A 15,725-nucleotide genomic window follows, 5' to 3' on the forward strand; every position below is an offset into this window, starting at 1 on the left:
ACGGGCAGCGGCCCGGACACGTGGGGCCCCGGGCGCCGACGGCACGGAGTAGCCGGCGCTTGCGGCACCGCGCCGCCGGAAGCCGGACATGTCGGGGCGTACGGAATCCGTCCGGCGCCTCGCAGCGCGCTTCCCGTGGCCCGTCTCACGTGACCTGCCCCACCCTGACAACCCGCGCGGCGTGATGTTCGTCATTCCTGGTAGGGGCCCGCAGTGGCCAATTGCGGTACGGGATGCGGCATATGACACCGGCTCTTCACGAAGCGCCATTCCCTACCGGCCGCGGCTACCGCTATGGTCCCCGTCGGGTGGAGCGTCGAATGTCGTTCCACCGTGCCCTCGGGGGGAGGGAAGGACCAGCCGATGCCCGTACCCATACCGCGGCAGAGAGCGATCCCGGCCGCGGAAGGCGGTCAGGCTCATTCCATGCCCGCACCGCCGCCCGGTGTCGAGACCAGCACCGCAGGCGACGGGGACGCAGGAATCACCGCAAGCACGGAGAACCAGGGGAACACCGAGAACGACGAAAGCACCACAAGCACCACGAGCAACGGACTGACCCTGCTGGTCATCGAGGACGACCCGGCCGAGGCACTGCGCGTGCCGGAGCTGCTCGACACCGCCGGCAAGCCGATCCGTATCCGCACCGCACGCAACCTCACCGAGGCCGAGCGGCTGCTCACGGACGATGTGCACTGCATCGTGCTCGATCTGGCCCTGCCCGCCCCGGGCGGCAGCGGCCGCGCCGCAGGGGGCAAGGCCTCGGGCGGCGAGAGCGACGGCGACCGCGACGAGCTGGACTCGCTCCGGCACGTACTGCGCCTGGCCCCGCGGCACGCTGTCCTGGCGCTCACCGCGTCCGGTGACGTGGAGCGGGCCGCGGAGGCGGTGCGCGTGGGCGCACAGGACTACCTGTTCCGCGAGGAGCTGGACGCCCGGCTCCTGAGCCGCGCCATCCGCTACGCCGTGGAGCGCAAGCGGGCGGACGTCGCCCAGCGCCAGCTCACCGAGTCAAGGCTGCACGCCCAGGAGAACGCCCGGCTCGAGCGCGGCCTGCTGCCCACACCGCTGCTGGAGGGTTCGCCGCTCAGGTTCGCCGCGCGCTACCGGCCCGGGCGCTCCCGCGCCCTGCTCGGCGGCGACTTCTACGACACCGTGCGCACCCCGGACGGCACGGTGCACGCCATGATCGGCGACGTCTGCGGGCACGGCCCGGACGAGGCGGCGCTCGGCGTGGAACTCCGGATCGCCTGGCGTGCCCTGACCTTCGCGGGTCTGTGCGGGGACGAACTCCTTTCCACCCTGCAGCAGGTGCTCGAGCACGAGCGGCCGGACGAGGAGATCTTCGCGACGCTGTGCACGGTCGACATCTCGCCCGACGGGCGCCGCGCCGGGCTCTGCCTGGCCGGCCACCCGTCACCGCTGATCGCCCGCGCCGGCCGCCAGGCCGAGCTCCTGCCGTACGAGAACGGCGGTCCGGCACTCGGAATCCTGCCGAACGCCCGCTGGCCGCGCCAGCAGGTCGACCTCGGCGGCGCCTGGAACCTGATGCTGTACACCGACGGCCTGATCGAGGGCCGCATCGGCCGGGGGAACCAGCGCCTCGGCCAGGACGGCATGGTCTCCATGGTCCGCCGCCAGCTGTCCGACGGGCTGCGCGGCGACGACCTGCTCGAAGCGGCGGTCAACGAGGTCCGCGACCTCAACGGCGGCGAACTCACCGACGACGTCGCCGTGCTCCTGCTCGACCGCAACGGCCGCTGACCCGGCCGTACGGCCGGGGGCTCGCCACCCGCGGGGCATCCAGGGGCCCCATCCGCGACATCCCGCGGAAACGCCGAGCGGCCCGGCAAGAACCGGGCCGCGGGCGAGTGGGGCTACTCGGTGGGGCAAAGGTGCGCAGCTGCGGGAGGGGTCACCGACCGCCGTTGTACGGGCCGTAGGGGCCGTCGCTGCTGCTGCCGCCACCGCGGCGCGGGCGGCCGCCGGAGACCTCCTTGAGCGCCGGGCGCACGTCCACCATGAAGACGATGGTGGCGATGAGTCCGATGATCTGGAGGAAGACCATCTGCACGACCAGATTCACGAGCACCGTGATGCCGAGGATGATCAGCCAGAAGTTCTTGTTCTGCTTGTTCGCCGCCAGGTAAGCGTCCGGGCGGGCCATCGCCGCCATCACCAGAGCCACCACTGCCAGCACCAGAATGGCGAGGAAGATCAGCGACATAAGGCTGCTGAAGCCGGTCATCAACACTGTGCCCACCACCTGAAATCTCTACGTCTCTACGCCGTCACCGTACCCGTAGAACGCCCCGCGCACGCCGATGGTGCCCAAGCGGGACACGGGGCCGGGGGCCTCGGCCCCCGGCCCGGCGGGACGCTCCACGTCGCTGCAGCACCCCCTTCGCGGGGGTCTACTTCCCGGCCGGCGGCGTGCTCTTCTTCGCCGTGGTCCTCTTGGCGGCCGGCTTCTTCGCCGGGGCCTTCTTCGCGGGCGCGGCGGGGGCCTCGGCCTTCTTCGCCGGGGCCTCGCTCTTCGTCACGGCTGCGGCCGGCGCCTTCTTCGCGGGGGCCGTCTCGGTCCTCGGCTCCACCACCGGCACCTGCTTCGGCTCGGGCTCGACCACGACGGCCGCCTCGACGATGTCGTCGGCCGCCTCGCCACGCCAGGTCCGCACGGTCTGCTCGCCGTGCTCGGCGACCTTCTCGTACGTCTCACGGGCCTTGATCACGTACTCGGCGGCCACGCCGACCCCGCGCAGGGCCAGGTCCTGGGCCGTCTCACCGAGCTTGCGCAGGTCGGTGTCGAAGCTTCCGAACACCTCGCCCACCCGGTTCTGCAGCTGCTCCTGCGCCTCCTTGGCGCGGGCCGCGGCCTTCTCCTGGACGTCCTTCGGGTCGGTCTGACGCACCGCGTCGATCCGCCCGGGCGCCTCGGCCTGGATCTTCTCGATCAGCTCGGGCACCTTGCGGGCCTGCTGCACCGCCAGGTCGGCGGTGCCGGCCGCGAAGTACAGCGGGGTCGGGTCGCTGAGGGTCTTGCGGATGTCTTCCTTGATGGCCATGGCAGTGTTCCTCCGGGTCAGTTCGAGGGTTCGGCATCGCTGCCGTCGGCCGTGCGGGGCCCGCGACCGGAGCGGCCGGCATCATCGCCGGCCGTCGGCCCGGTGGTGTCGACGGTGTCCTTCGAGCCGGGCGCCCGACCGCTCTTCGGGCCGTGGCCCCGAGCGTCGTCCGGGTCCTGGCCCCGATCGTGCTGCGGGGCCTTGTTCCCGGCGCTCCCCTGGTCGGTCCCTTGGTCGGTCCCTTGGGCGGAACCGAAGCCGTTCTCCTTGCGGAACGACTCGTAGACCTGCAGGAGCACCTGCTTCTGCTGCTCGTTGATCGTCGGATCCGCGACGATCGCGGCGCGGGTCTCCACCTCGTCACGGTCGCGCTCGTCGAGGATCCCGGCCTGCACGTACAGCGTCTCCGCGGAGATCCGCAGCGCCTTCGCCAACTGCTGCAGAATCTCGGCACTCGGCTTGCGCAGACCGCGCTCGATCTGGCTCAGATACGGGTTGGACACCCCGGCCGCATCGGCGAGTTGCCTGAGCGAGAGCTGCGCATTGCGCCGCTGCTCTCGCAGGTACTCACCGAGGTTGCCGACGTTGAGCGATGCCATGCCCCCGATGGTGCCGCACACTCGCTAACTATTGCAAGCAGACGCTTGCAATAGTGCTACATGCCACTCCGGCCGTCCCGTCACCGCAACTTTCCCGGCTGGTACCGGGTGACCTGTCTCGCTGAAGGTGGGCCAGTCTCGGTCTATCTGAGCCATCTACCCGTGTGTCTCAGTCAACCTTGGCCATCTGCCGTTCTGTCTCGCTCTTTCTGAGCCGCTGCCGCGCTTGGCTGCCTACGGTTGTACGACTGGTGACAAGGCGACGGGGGCAACGATGCGCATCGCGGTGACTGGGGCGGCGGGCAGGCTGGGCGGGCGGGTCGTGCAGTTGCTCGCGGACCGGGCCGACGTGGACGTCGTAGCAATGACCAGGAGGAGGCTGCCTGCCGAGGCGTTTCCCCCGCAGGTGGAGATCGCCGTCGCCGACTACGCCGATCCGCCCGCTCTGCGTGCGGCGCTGAAGGGTGTGGACACTCTCGTCCTCGTCTCCAGTGACGGACCCGATGCACGGGTGCTGCTGCACCACCGCAACGTTGTCGCCGCCGTGGCGGCTGAGCGTGTCGGCCATGTCGCGGCGCTGAGCAGCGTTGACGCCGACATAGCGTCCCCGTTCTGCTACGCCGTGGCCAACCGGCTCACCGAGGATCTGCTTCTGGCTTCCGGCGTCCCATGCTCGTTCGCCAGGGCTTCGCTGTACATCGAGTTCTTCCAAGGCTGGCTCACCGAGGCGCGCGCGACCGGGCTGCTGAGGCTTCCGGCAGCGGATGGCCGGGTCTCCCTGGTGGCGCGCGACGACGTGGCGCGCGCCCTCGCCGCACTCGCGGTGGGTAAGCCGACCGGCCGTCACCATGACATCACGGGGCCCGAGTCGGTGGACCTGGCAGGCATCGCTTCGATCACGGCGGAGGCATGGGAGACGCCTGTCACCTACGTGGACATCCCGGCTGACACCTACCATGCCGAGACTGCGGCGACCGGCCTGGATCCCTGGTGGCTCTACGCCTTTTCATCCATGTTCGCCTCGGTGCGTGAACAGCGCTGGGATCGAGTCCGAAACGACTACACCCAGCTGACCGGCCGCTCCCCTCTCGCTCTCCGCGACGTCCTGTCGGCACACGGGTGAGAGTCGGACACCACCGAGCGGGCAACGACGACGATCGGCGCGGGGTGGAGGTGGCCGGTGGAGGCTGAGGACTTCTGGCTGGAGTACGTCGACGCTGGCGGTGACCTGCATGAAGGGCCTCTTGAGGTGATGTGGCCGACGCGTTTCGAGGCGGCCGGGCAGGTGCGGACGTTCCCGTCGTACCCCGGTCAGCGCAATTTTCCCGGCTGGTACTGGGCTGCCACGTGCGCCGAGTTGGTGGGTTACGAGTCGTGGGTGGAACTCGGTCAGCTGCTGCGGCTGGACTGTGATCCCGGTGTGGTGGCGATGGCGTCGCAGCCGTTCCGGCTCTCGTGGCGGTCTGACGGCCGGGCTCGGCGGATCAGCCATACCCCGGACTACTTCGTGCGCCGCCGGGACGGCACCGGTGTGGTGCTGGATGTGCGTCCCGATGACCGGATCGAGCCCGAGGACGCGGTGAAGTTCGAGGTCACGGCGGCGGCCTGCGCGCGGGTGGGCTGGGGTTTCGAGCGGGTGGGCGTGCTCGATCCGGTGCTGGCGGCGAATCTGCGCTGGTTGTCGGGCTACCGGCATCCGCGGGTGCGGCGAGAGCCGGTGGCGGCGGAGCTGCGGGCGGGATTCGCCCGGCCCCGGGGTCTGTTGGCGGGGGCCCGTGCGGTGGGTGATCCGATCGTCGTGCTCCCGGTGCTCTTCCATCTGCTCTGGCGCCGGGAGCTGGCGGTGGATCTGGAGGCCGGTCTGCTGTCGGCGGCCACGCAGGTGAGCCCGGTGTCTGTGGTCTCGGAGGAGGTGGGAGGGGATGCCGGCACGTCCGCGGCTGCTGTCGCTGGGTGACAGGGTCCGCTACGACGGGCGGGAGCACACGGTTGCCGCCCTGCACGGCACGTCGGTGCGGCTGGTCGATGACGCCCAGGCCGCCGGCGTCGTGCTGCTGGGACACCTGCTGGCGTCGGAGGGTTTCACCGTGCTCAGCACCGCGCTGAGCCGGCCGCCGCTGCCGGAGGCCGGGGTGCTGGAGGGGCTGCCGGAGGAAGCGGAGCAGCGGGCTGAGTGGTGGAGGCGGCATCTGACCGAGCTGCTCACCGGCCGCCCGGACGGCGATGCCAACGTCCCGGTGCGGGCCGAGTACGACCCGACGGTGCACTCTCTGCGGCAGCGGGAGCTGGCCAAGGTGGCCGAACTGCGGGACTGCGGTGAGGAGGTGGGGCTGAGCACGCTGCGCCGGATGCGGTCCCGCTTCGAGAACGAAGGGATAGCGGGTCTGGTCGACGGCAGGCTACGCAAGCCCGCCACCGGCACGAGCCGGGCCGATCCCCGGGTGGTCGAAGCGATCGCGAAGGTCGCGGGCAGCCGGACCGACGAGCCGACCGTCTCCGCACAGGTGCTGCGGCGCCGCGTCGAACGGCTCCTGGCCGCCGAGCACGGTGCCGGAGTGGTCCGGATGCCGTCCCGGGCGACGTTCTACCGTCTGCTGGAGGCGGTCTCGACCGGGCAGCATCTGTTCGGTTCGGCCCGCACCCGCCGCTCGCTGGGCAAGCAGCCGAAGCGGATGTTCGGGCAGCTGACGGCGGCCCGTCCCGGCGAGGTGATGGAAATCGACTCCACACCGCTGGACGTCATGGTCATCCATGATGACGGGACGGTGGACCGCTGCGAGCTGACCGGGCTGATCGATCTGGCCACCCGGACGCTGGCTGCGGTGGTGCTGCGGCCGTCGACGAAGGCGGTCGATGCCGCGTTGCTGCTGGCACGCGCGATGACGCCGGAACCGGTGCGGCCCGGCTGGTCCGACGCTCTGCGCATGTCGCGCTCCGTGCTTCCCTACGCTTCCTTGCTGCCGCTGGACGAGCGGCTGGACAAGGCCGCCGCGGTCCCGGTGATCGTTCCGGAGACGGTGGTCAGTGACCACGGCAAGGCGTTCATCTCGGACAACTTCCGTAATGCCTGCCGCCATCTGGGGATCTCGTTCCAGCCCGCGCACCCGGACACCCCGACCGACAGGCCGCACATCGAGCGGACGCTGGGCTCGGTATCGACGATGTTCGCCCAGTACGTGGCCGGCTACACAGGACGCAGTGCCGAGATGCGGGGCAAAGATCCTTCCGCACAGGCAGCCTGGTCCATCCACGAGCTCCAGGAGCTCCTCCAGGAGTGGATCGTCGTCTGGCAGGCCAGGCCGCACGACGGGCTGCGCGATCCGCTGATGCCGGACCGGCCGTTGAGCCCGAACGAGAAGTACGCCGCGCTGGTGTCAGCAGCCGGATACGTCCCCGTCGCGCTCAGCCCGGAGGAGTACGTCCAGCTGATGCCTCGTGAGTGGCGGGTTATCGGCCGCAGCGGGGTGCGGATCAACAACCGTACTTACGACGCCCCCGGACTCGCCCCTTTCCGGCGTCAGCCCTCGGGGGCAGGTCCGGACGGCAAGCTCTGGGAGGTCCACTACGACCCCTACGACATCTCCTGTGTCTGGGTACGCAACCACCACGGCACGGGTTGGATCACCGCGACCTGGCGCCATCTGCGCACGTCTCCCGTCCCGATGGGCGAGCTGGTCTTCGACCGGGCCCACCAGATCCTGACCGAACGCGGGCAGCGCAAGCCGGACGAGGATGCCGTCGCGCAGGTGGCGGCAGCGCTTTTGGACCGGGCCTCGGACGGACCCGATCACGAGCCTGACCGCCGGGCGGCGGGCAGGGGCCGGCCGGCCCGGCGACGCGACCGAAAGGTCGCTGCCCGCACCCGGGCCACCAGCGAACCCGCCTGGCCGCGGCCGGCGCCCACGCCGGAGCCGGACCCGGCGGATGACGAGGAGGTCGGCGAACTCGCCGATGTCGTCCCGCTGGAGATCTTCGATGCGCGCAAGGAGGCGGAGAAATGGTGGTGAACTCTGCGGAGCCGGGCGGGGATGAGACTGGTCTGCCCGATGACCGGACCGATCCCTCCACCCGGCTGGAGGGCTGGCGGCGGTTCGTGGGGGCCGATACGGCCATCTTCGAGTTGCTGCCCGATCAGCAGTGGCAGGCCCTGTCCCCGCAGCTGCGGGAGACCTACGACGAGGCCCGGATTTCCTATCACTCCGAGCTGCAGGTCGTGCGCACGTCCACGGTCAAGGAGATCACGCATCAGGGGCGGCTGCTGACCCTGCTCAACCAGCGTGAGCACGGCGCCCGTCGCGGGATGATCGTCTCCGGCCAGTGGACGACCGGGAAGACCACGGCACTGAAACAGCTCGGCCGCACCCACGAACTGCGTGTCCAGCAGCGGTATCCGGGCAGCGACCGCATTCCCGTTGTCTACATCACCGCCCCACCCAAAGGCTCCCCGCGCAAACTCGCCCTGGAGTTCGCCCGGTTCCTGGGCCTGCCCGTGATCAACCCGCGGCACAACACCATCGATGTCACCAGCGCCGTCTGCCAGGTGCTGATCGAGGCCCGCACGGACCTGGTGCTGGTCGACGAAATACACCTGCTCAACCACGCGACCACCGCCGGCGAAGACCTCTCCGATCACCTGAAGTACTTCACCGAGCACCTGCCGGCGACCTTCGTCTATGCGGGCATCAACGTCGAGAAGTCCGGGCTGTTCACCGGGATCCGCGGCAAGCAACTCGGGGGCCGTTGCATCCTGGTCCGCACCGGCGCCTTCCCCCGCAACACCGAGTGGCAGTCCCTGATCGCCTCGCTGGAGAGCACGCTTCGCCTGCATCGTCACACGCCCGGCACCCTGGCCGGTCTGTCGAAATACCTGCACCAGCGAACCGGCGGCATGATCGGGAGCCTCTCCCACCTGATCCGGGCCGCAGCGATCTCCGCCGTCCTCGACGGCAGCGAACGCATCACCAAAGCCTCCCTGCGCAGCATCCGGATCGACCACAACAGCGAGTCGGATTCCCCGCCTGACGCAGGCAGGGAAGCGGGGTGAACAGGCCGTTCGAGGCCGTTGTCTTCCGTCCGCTGCCGCGTCCGCTCAAGCCCTTCCCCCAGGAGACCGAAGCCTCGTTCCTGGACCGCCTCGCCACGGCCAACGCGATGCCCGTCCAGCGCCTTCGGCGGCCTTCCCACTGGCTGGAATCCCGCCTGGATCCGGTCGGCCGGCTCAGTGTCCTCAGCGGACAGCCTCAGACCTCGATCCAGTACGCGATCCCCCGCTGGGAGCGACAGGCGTGGAACATCCCGCAAGGTCCCTTCGCCGCAACTCCCCGATGGGCATGCCGACGCTGTGTCGCCCGCAGGACCGGCGCCCCCGGCCAAGGCGTCATGGTCTGGATGTCGAAACACCACGACCAGGTCTGCATCCCCCATCGCCTCTGGATCGGCCGGGCCGTCGAAGCCCCCGCCAACCAGCTCGACCTCGCTGATCTGCCGGAGATCGTCGCCGCCCAGAAGCGTCACTACCGGCTCCTTCGCCGCTACGGCCCCGACGTGATCAACGTCTGCTACGAACAGACCTCCCGCTTCTGGACCACCCTCCTGCAGCACGGCTACCGGATCAGCGACCTCACACAGCGGCTCGCCCGGCTCCAGCCCCGCCCTGCCCGCACCGTCCGGCCATGGGACCCCAAGCGCTATGCAGCGATCTATCCCGAGATCGTCAAAGCCATGGTGTTCTACGCAGCTCCACGCTGGCGCGGCCTGGCACTCTCCGGCACTGACGAGGACTTCCGGGCCTTCCACGCGGAGTTCGTCCGGCGGCTCCCCAACGAAAGCTCCCTCCGCACCACCGCCAAGCCGTGGTTCATCCACCAACTCCGCATGATCGCGCACACCATCGAGACATCCGCAGCCCTCGGCAACGGCAGGCCGCAGGACAACTCGGCTCCTGAAGGCCCAGGTTGAGCGAGACGACCCCGGCCTCTACGTCTCGCTCAACCTGAGCCACCGCTGGTCAGAGAGCCGAAGTGGCTCAGGTCCATCGAGACAGGTCACCGGGCTGCCACGTGTGCCCAGTTGGCGGGTCACGAGTCGTGTGCGGTCCCTCCGCACCACCGTCAAATCGTGGTTCTGCCGTCAATTCCGCATGATCGCCGCGCACCATCGAGGCGGCGGTGACGGGACCCTGGCGTTGAAAACTCCCGTGAGGTCGCTCAGTCTTGGGCGAAACCGTTTCGAGCATGCGGTTCAGAAGGGGGCACCGGATGCACCAGCCGGAGGACGAGCTCTTGGCGGAAGCCCTCGGCCGCATCAACTACGGCGGGAAGATTGCCTCCCGGTTCCTCAAGAACGACATCAGCGAGTTCGACAGCGAACTCCAGCTGGGTTTTGGTCCTGCTCTTGAACGCGTCCGCACGGTGCTTGTCGAGCTGGCCCCTGGCGCGCGCCCAGAGCTGGAGGCGGCAGGAACGGACCGAGTGACTCTCCGCGTGCTCACCGGAGGCGGAGCCCTCAACCTGAACCCGGTGGTTGTCACGGTCGAGGTGACTCGCAGCGGCGAGCAGACCACTGCCGTACACGTGCGGGCGATCGCCAAGGAGGGGCTGATCAAACAGCGCGCAGGTCAGAAGACGGCCGAGCGCGTCGCTGCGCTGCTGAACGGAGCCGGCCCGAGCCGATGAGCATCGCAGAGCCCCTGGCCCGGTGGGACTCCCGAAAATCGTGATCGCCGACAACGGTGACGACCCGAAATGCGGCTCAGCTCCTGACGCCCGGGGCTGAGCGAGACGGCCGTGGCCGCCGGGTCCCGCTCCATCTGAACCACAGCCGGTCGGAGAGCTGCACACCGACTCACACCGACTCAGACCCACAAGCGTTGTCGGTGGGGCCTGCCAGAGTGAGCATCGTGGACGAACTGGTGGAGCGTGTCGACGATCAGGACCGTGTGCTGGGGGTGGTCACCCGTCGGCAGGCCGTCCGGGAGGGATGGCTGCACCGGGTCGCCGTGACGGTGTGTCGTGATGAGCGAGGGCGGATCCTCGTGCACCGGCGGTCGGATCAACTGTCGCGTTATCCCGGGCTCTACGAGGTCGAGGCCGGAGGCGCCGTGCATGCCGGGGAGTCTTACGAACAGGCCGCCGCAAGGGAGTTGGCCGAGGAGCTGGGCCTTCACGTGCTGCCGCGCCTGCTGTTCACGTTCCTCAACCGCAGCGGCCAGAGCCCTCACTGGCTCGCCGTGCACGAAGCCGTGACACCCGACACCGTTACCGCCGACCCCGATGAGGTCGCCTGGCACGGCTGGCTGACCGAGCCGGAACTGCGGTCTGCCCTGCCGGGATGGCGCTTCACCCCGGACAGCCACGAGGTCTTCGGCCGGTATCTGGCGTTCCGGGCCGTACGGCTCTGACCTTGCCCGCCCCGCGGTACGGGACATTTCCAGGAGGCCAACCCGCTTTGTACGAAAGGTCGTTCATGACGGGGTGCGAACGCTTGGCCGGCCCCCGCGCGTCGCGTAGTTCACTGAGGCCGAGGTCGGCGCCGTCCAGCTGGCGTCAGGCGTGGGTCACTCGAGCAGGTGGCGGTTCGAGCGGCTCCAGGCGAGTCGGCGGCCGAGTTCCTCCAGCAGGCCTTCGCGGACCCACGTGGCCTGCGGCTCGTGACCCTGGGAAGCCAGCCTGCGCACGAGATCGATGTTCTTCCGCTGCCTGTCGATCACCGCGTCGACGACACCGCTGGTCGTGGTGAGGCCGTAGGCCGTGCAGAACCGCTCCAGACGCCGGCCCCGGTTCGGCGGCACTGGATACCGCAACCAGCGCAGACACTCGGCGTCGTCGCGGAACGGCGCGACGTAGTGCAGGGCGTAGGCCACGTCGTGCATCCGCGGCGCCGGGCGGGCGAAGTCCCAATCGATGATCCCCACGGGGCGGTTGCCCTGCCAGACCACGTTCCACGGGCCGAAGTCGCCGTGGCAGACCGACTCTTCGTCGCTCGGCACATCGACGCCGCCGGCCCACACCGCGTCGCCCGGCGGCGAGAAGTCCGCCGTCGCGTCGTGGTACTCGCGCAGCAGTCGGGCGAAGGCCGACAGACCGTCGTCGTCCACCACTTTCGCCCAACTCAAGGGCCCGGAAGCGCCTTTGATGAAGGTGAGCACCTCCCGGCCCTGCTGGTCGAAACCCAAGGGGCGAGGTGCGTAAGGGAAGCCCACCGCGTCCAGATGTCCGAGCAGGGCGTGGACCGTCGGCGTCCAGGGGTGGGCGGGGCGGCGGACGGTGTCGCCGATCCGTACCACCTGCCGGTGGGGCCGATCCTGCAACGTGTACTCACTCGCCATCCGCGGGACGCTACCGGCTCTTCACGGGCTGCCGCCTCTCCATTGCGCGTAGGACGACATCAGTTACGCGGAGGACGACACTGCGCGGAGGACGACTCTTGCGAGCCTGCCGCGAGCGCCGACGGACGAGCCTCAGGTAGTCATGTGCCGGGCGAGCTCGCGCGACTTCTGCCGCAGCGCAGCTGTCCACTCCCCGGCATGGGGATCGGACGTCGTCTCGAGAGTGCCACTCTCGGCGCGCTCCGCCCCCGGCCAGTTCACTTCGACACCCGCTGTCTCGGCCAAGGTCAGCATCGTGGCAACGAACCCTTCGGGCAGGGTGGCCATGACTGCGTGCCTGCTTTCGCCGTGCCGGGCGAGCAAAGCGTCGACGAACACTGCGAGCGCGATGGGGTCGATCTGGCACTCGTCGGCCCCCATGGGACCGATACCGGACGACAGGACCAATTCGGCTTGATAGAAGGTGACTTGGCTGGCAAACAGCCGGTGCGCACCTCGCCCGCGCCGTGCGATCGGTCGGCACCCGCCATGATCGCGCCGGCCAACGTCAGCGCGTTCACCGCCTGTTCCCGGTCGTCCGAGCCGGCTACGTCGACCAGCCGGGGCAAGGCCGCGAAGGCGGCCGAGTACACGTCGCCCTGATGGCACAGCGCCGACCAGAGGTCACTCCAGCGCTCGGAGGCCCGATCCGACGCGACCTGATCGAGCAGGGCGGGTATGTCCTCCGCAGAGCCGTACGCGTGGCTGAGCCGCGACCAGTCCGTCACACGGAAATCCAATCAGGCCCGCGGGGACGGACGGCACAGGGGCGTCGCGGTCAACCGTCCAGGAGCTCCGCGAAGAGGGGCCGGAGGCGGGCGGCGAGTGCAGGATCGGTTCGGCCCAGTTCGTCCGTCGCCACCGTGATGGATGCGTTCAGCGCGCGGTGGAGTTCCGGTTCGGTGAGCGCACGGACGAGCGTCGAATCGAGTGGTGCTGTCAGCTCGTCGGGCAGCAGGTGGGCTCCCTTGGCGTGCGCGGTGGGGTGTCCGAGGCGCAGGCAGGCGAGCGTGATCACGTGGTCGCGGATGGCACCGATCCAATGCTCGGCCTGCCACCGGTGGCCACGTCGGATGCAGATGCCCGCGTGGAGGGCGTGGTGCCAGACGAGTCCGGCCAGAGTGTTGTGGTCAGGGGGCGTGAAGGGTTGCAGGGGCTGCGTCGAGCCGAAAACAGTCCGCCACTGCGGGCCGCGAGGTCCGAATGCGTGCTCCGGTGCGAAGGTCAGGTCGATCTCGATCCAGCCGGGCAGCAGGAACACGCGGACGGCGCTCGGACCGGCTCGCAGATCCCAGTGATGGTGTGCGCCCAGTTCGTCGTACAGCCAACGGGTCCATCGGTTCAGCGTGGTGGTGAGATCGCCGCGGACCGCGAGGACGATATCGGTGTCCGACCAGCGGTCGCCGGATCCGTCGGCGTACGAGCCGGTGAACGCGGTACCGACGACGCTCCGGTCGGCTGCGGCGTTCGCGAGCAGCCGGTCGCGGACGCGGTCCCTGTCTTCGACGGTGAACATGCGTGCGTCTCCTTTCTCTTTTCTCTGCTCCGACGGGCCGCATGCAACTCTCTGCTCCGACGGGCCGCATGCAACGCTCGGTTGACCTTCACCTTGGGGGAGCCCGGAGCATCGGTGGGGCCGGGCGGTGCGCTCGGTACGAGGAGGTACGGGTATGGCTATGGGTCTGCTGGGCATCGGGGCGTTCGCGAAGGCGTCACGGCTGTCGCCGAAGGCGCTGCGTCTGTACGACGAGCTCGGTCTGCTGACTCCCGCTCGCGTCGACCCGGTGACCGGGTATCGCCGCTACGCGCCGGAGCAGCTGGATCAGGCGCGGCTGGTCGCCTGGCTCCGGCGCCTCGGGATGCCGCTCGCCCGTATCCGGCAGGTCTGCGCGCTGGAAGCAGGATCGGCGGCCGAGGAGATCCGCGCGTTCTGGGCGCAGATCGAGGCCGAGACCGCTGCGCGGCGGGACCTGGCCGCCTTCCTCGTCAACCATCTTTCCTGGAAGGACCCTGCCATGTCACCGAAATCCGAGCCCCTGAGCATCCGTTACGCGGCCCTGTCCGACACCGGGCTCGTCCGCGAGAGCAATCAGGACACCGTCTACGCGGGGTCGCGGCTGCTCGCCGTCGCCGACGGGTTCGGCGGCAGGGGCGCCCCCGCGAGCGAGGCCGCCGTCGACGCGTTCAAGCGCCTCGAGACCGACGGCCTCCCGACCGGCAGCCTCCTGAACGTCCTCGACGACGCGATCGAGCAGGCCAAGTCGGCGGTGCACGGCGTCTCCACGGCGGACGCCTCCTCCGACGAGGCCGGGACCACGCTCTCCGCGATGCTCTGGACCGGATCGCAGCTGGCCCTCGTCCACATCGGCGACTCCCGCGTCTATCTGCTGCGCGACGGCGAGCTGCTGCAGATCACGCACGACCACACCATGGTGCAGTCGATGGTCGACGAGGGACGCCTCAGCCCGGAAGAGGCCGCCTCGCACCCCCAGCGGTCGCTGTTGGCACGCGCCTTGGGCCCAGGGGCCGACGCCGCCCCCGACATGCGTCTGCACGACGCCGAGGAAGGGGACCGCTACCTGCTCTGCTCCGACGGTCTGTCCACCGTGGTGCCGGCCGAGGAGATCCGTCGGGTACTCACCGGGACCGGCGATCCGGAGCGGGCCGTACGCGAACTCGTCGCCCTCGCCATCGACTTCGGCGGCCCGGACAACGTCAGCTGTGTGGTCGCCGATGTGACGGGTCCGGAGGCCGCGGGAAGCTGAGGCGCGTGCGGTGCCCCTTGCCCTCGCCGTGGGAAGCCCTATCCGGCGAGGGTCTGGGTTCCTACGACCGTGAGGAGGGCCAGGCGTTCGGCGTCCTCGGTGCCGGGTTCGGCGGTGTAGAGCATGATGCGCAGGTCGCTGCCTTCGACGCCGAGGACGTCGCAGTCCAGGGTGATCGCGCCGATGTGGGGGTGGTCGATGGTCTTGCGGGCGGCCTCGTGCCGGCCGGCGGCGCCCGACTCCCACAGGGTGTCGAACTCGGTGCTCTCGGCGCGTAGTCGGGAGATCAGGCGGTGCAGTCGCCGGTCGGACGGGTAGCGGCCGGCGGTTCTGCGCAGGTCGGAGACCTGGAGGGCGCGGAGCGTGTCCAGGGATTCGGGGGTGTGGCGTACGCGGTTGCCGCTGCCGAGGAAGTTGCGCCATACGGCGTTGAGGTCATGGCCGTGCCACTCCCCCATCAGCGCCGTGTAGAGGGGGTTGGCGAGCAACTGGTTCCATGCGGCGTCGAAAACCGCGACAGGGGTGCCGGTGAGCCGGTCCAGCATCCGCTGGACGCCGGGCGTGATGCGGGCCGGGACCGTCTCGGGGCCGGGAGGCGCCAGTCCGGCGAGGTGGAAGAGGTCGGTGCGTGCGCGGTCGGTGAGGCGCAGCGCGCGGGAGAGGGCTTCGACGACCTGGGCGGAGGGGTTGGTGGCCCGGCCCTGCTCGAGGCGGGTGACGTAGTCGACGGAGATCCCGGCCAGCTGGGCCAGCTCCTCGCGTCGCAGACCTGCCGCGCGCCGGTGGCCGCCGGTGGGGAGGCCCACGGTCTCGGGTGAGACCTGGTCGCGCCGACGGCGCAGGGCGGCGCCGAGTTCCGTCGTTGCCATACCGGACAGTGTGGCTTATCGGCGGGAAAGTGTGCCTGGTACCGGTAGTCCCAGGAAGGCGG

General features: G+C 69.8%; 16 protein-coding genes. 9 read left to right on the plus strand and 7 right to left on the minus strand.

Annotated features, from left to right (window positions below):
• The first annotated feature begins 363 nt into the window (after positions 1–363).
• Positions 364–1,764, plus strand: a complete 1,401-nt coding sequence (locus tag DSC45_RS23150; protein ID WP_119293840.1) for a PP2C family protein-serine/threonine phosphatase — start codon at positions 364–366, stop codon at positions 1,762–1,764.
• A gap of 151 nt (positions 1,765–1,915) precedes the next feature.
• On the opposite strand, the gene DSC45_RS23155 is transcribed toward DSC45_RS23150, so the two are convergent.
• The 3 genes from DSC45_RS23155 to DSC45_RS23165 all read right to left on the minus strand — a co-directional run bounded on the left by DSC45_RS23155 (position 1,916) and on the right by DSC45_RS23165 (position 3,664).
• Positions 1,916–2,254, minus strand: coding sequence for a DUF2516 family protein (locus tag DSC45_RS23155; RefSeq protein ID WP_119293841.1), 339 nt, complete (start codon positions 2,252–2,254; stop codon positions 1,916–1,918).
• A 160-nt stretch (positions 2,255–2,414) separates the two neighbouring features.
• On the minus strand, positions 2,415–3,065 hold the full coding sequence (locus tag DSC45_RS23160) for a hypothetical protein (protein ID WP_119293842.1): 651 nt from the start codon (positions 3,063–3,065) through the stop codon (positions 2,415–2,417).
• Between the two features lie 17 nt (positions 3,066–3,082).
• Positions 3,083–3,664 carry a helix-turn-helix domain-containing protein gene (locus DSC45_RS23165; RefSeq protein ID WP_119293843.1) on the minus strand — a complete coding sequence of 194 codons (582 nt, stop codon included), beginning with the start codon at positions 3,662–3,664 and terminating at the stop codon, positions 3,083–3,085.
• 274 nt (positions 3,665–3,938) lie between these two features.
• On the opposite strand from DSC45_RS23165, the gene DSC45_RS23170 reads away from it, so the two are divergent.
• The 7 genes from DSC45_RS23170 (at position 3,939) to DSC45_RS23200 (ending at position 11,063) form a co-directional block, all read left to right on the plus strand.
• A complete protein-coding gene (locus DSC45_RS23170; protein WP_119293844.1) occupies positions 3,939–4,787 on the plus strand; it encodes an NAD(P)H-binding protein in 849 nt (282 codons plus the stop codon).
• A gap of 57 nt (positions 4,788–4,844) precedes the next feature.
• Positions 4,845–5,621 (plus strand): TnsA-like heteromeric transposase endonuclease subunit, encoded by a 777-nt coding sequence (locus DSC45_RS23175; protein ID WP_119293845.1) that lies wholly within the window; start codon positions 4,845–4,847, stop codon positions 5,619–5,621.
• Positions 5,587–7,671, plus strand: a complete 2,085-nt coding sequence (locus tag DSC45_RS23180; protein ID WP_119293846.1) for a Mu transposase C-terminal domain-containing protein — start codon at positions 5,587–5,589, stop codon at positions 7,669–7,671. The genes DSC45_RS23175 and DSC45_RS23180 overlap by 35 nt, the downstream gene beginning before the upstream one ends.
• A complete protein-coding gene (locus tag DSC45_RS23185) occupies positions 7,662–8,708 on the plus strand; it encodes a TniB family NTP-binding protein (protein ID WP_119293847.1) in 1,047 nt (348 codons plus the stop codon). The genes DSC45_RS23180 and DSC45_RS23185 overlap by 10 nt, the downstream gene beginning before the upstream one ends.
• Complete coding sequence (locus DSC45_RS23190; protein ID WP_119293848.1) at positions 8,705–9,622, plus strand: hypothetical protein; 918 nt, start codon at positions 8,705–8,707, stop codon at positions 9,620–9,622. The genes DSC45_RS23185 and DSC45_RS23190 overlap by 4 nt, the downstream gene beginning before the upstream one ends.
• 299 nt (positions 9,623–9,921) lie before the next feature.
• Positions 9,922–10,338: a hypothetical protein gene (locus DSC45_RS23195; RefSeq protein ID WP_119293849.1), complete on the plus strand. Its 417-nt coding sequence runs from the start codon at positions 9,922–9,924 to the stop codon at positions 10,336–10,338.
• Between the two features lie 215 nt (positions 10,339–10,553).
• Positions 10,554–11,063 (plus strand): NUDIX hydrolase, encoded by a 510-nt coding sequence (locus DSC45_RS23200; RefSeq protein WP_205571399.1) that lies wholly within the window; start codon positions 10,554–10,556, stop codon positions 11,061–11,063.
• A 156-nt stretch (positions 11,064–11,219) separates the two neighbouring features.
• On the opposite strand, the gene DSC45_RS23205 is transcribed toward DSC45_RS23200, so the two are convergent.
• The 3 genes from DSC45_RS23205 to DSC45_RS23215 form a co-directional block, all read right to left on the minus strand.
• The gene (locus DSC45_RS23205) at positions 11,220–11,990 is read right to left on the minus strand and encodes a phosphotransferase enzyme family protein (protein WP_119293851.1); all 771 of its coding nucleotides are present in this window, start codon (positions 11,988–11,990) and stop codon (positions 11,220–11,222) included.
• Positions 11,991–12,122: 132 nt separating this feature from the next.
• The gene (locus DSC45_RS23210) at positions 12,123–12,503 is read right to left on the minus strand and encodes a DUF6086 family protein (protein WP_119293949.1); all 381 of its coding nucleotides are present in this window, start codon (positions 12,501–12,503) and stop codon (positions 12,123–12,125) included.
• Positions 12,504–12,807: 304 nt separating this feature from the next.
• Entirely contained in the window at positions 12,808–13,545 is a 738-nt protein-coding gene (locus DSC45_RS23215) for a hypothetical protein (RefSeq protein WP_119293852.1), read from the minus strand.
• A 160-nt stretch (positions 13,546–13,705) separates the two neighbouring features.
• On the opposite strand from DSC45_RS23215, the gene DSC45_RS23220 reads away from it, so the two are divergent.
• Positions 13,706–14,794 (plus strand): MerR family transcriptional regulator, encoded by a 1,089-nt coding sequence (locus tag DSC45_RS23220; protein ID WP_205571404.1) that lies wholly within the window; start codon positions 13,706–13,708, stop codon positions 14,792–14,794.
• A gap of 38 nt (positions 14,795–14,832) precedes the next feature.
• Here the strand turns inward: DSC45_RS23220 and DSC45_RS23225 are convergent, their stop codons facing one another.
• Positions 14,833–15,663, minus strand: coding sequence for a helix-turn-helix domain-containing protein (locus DSC45_RS23225; RefSeq protein WP_119293854.1), 831 nt, complete (start codon positions 15,661–15,663; stop codon positions 14,833–14,835).
• Positions 15,664–15,725 lie beyond the last annotated feature (62 nt).

It is taken from the genome of Streptomyces sp. YIM 130001, from assembly GCF_003574445.1.
In the GTDB taxonomy this organism is placed as follows: Bacteria; Actinomycetota; Actinomycetes; order Streptomycetales; family Streptomycetaceae; genus Streptomyces.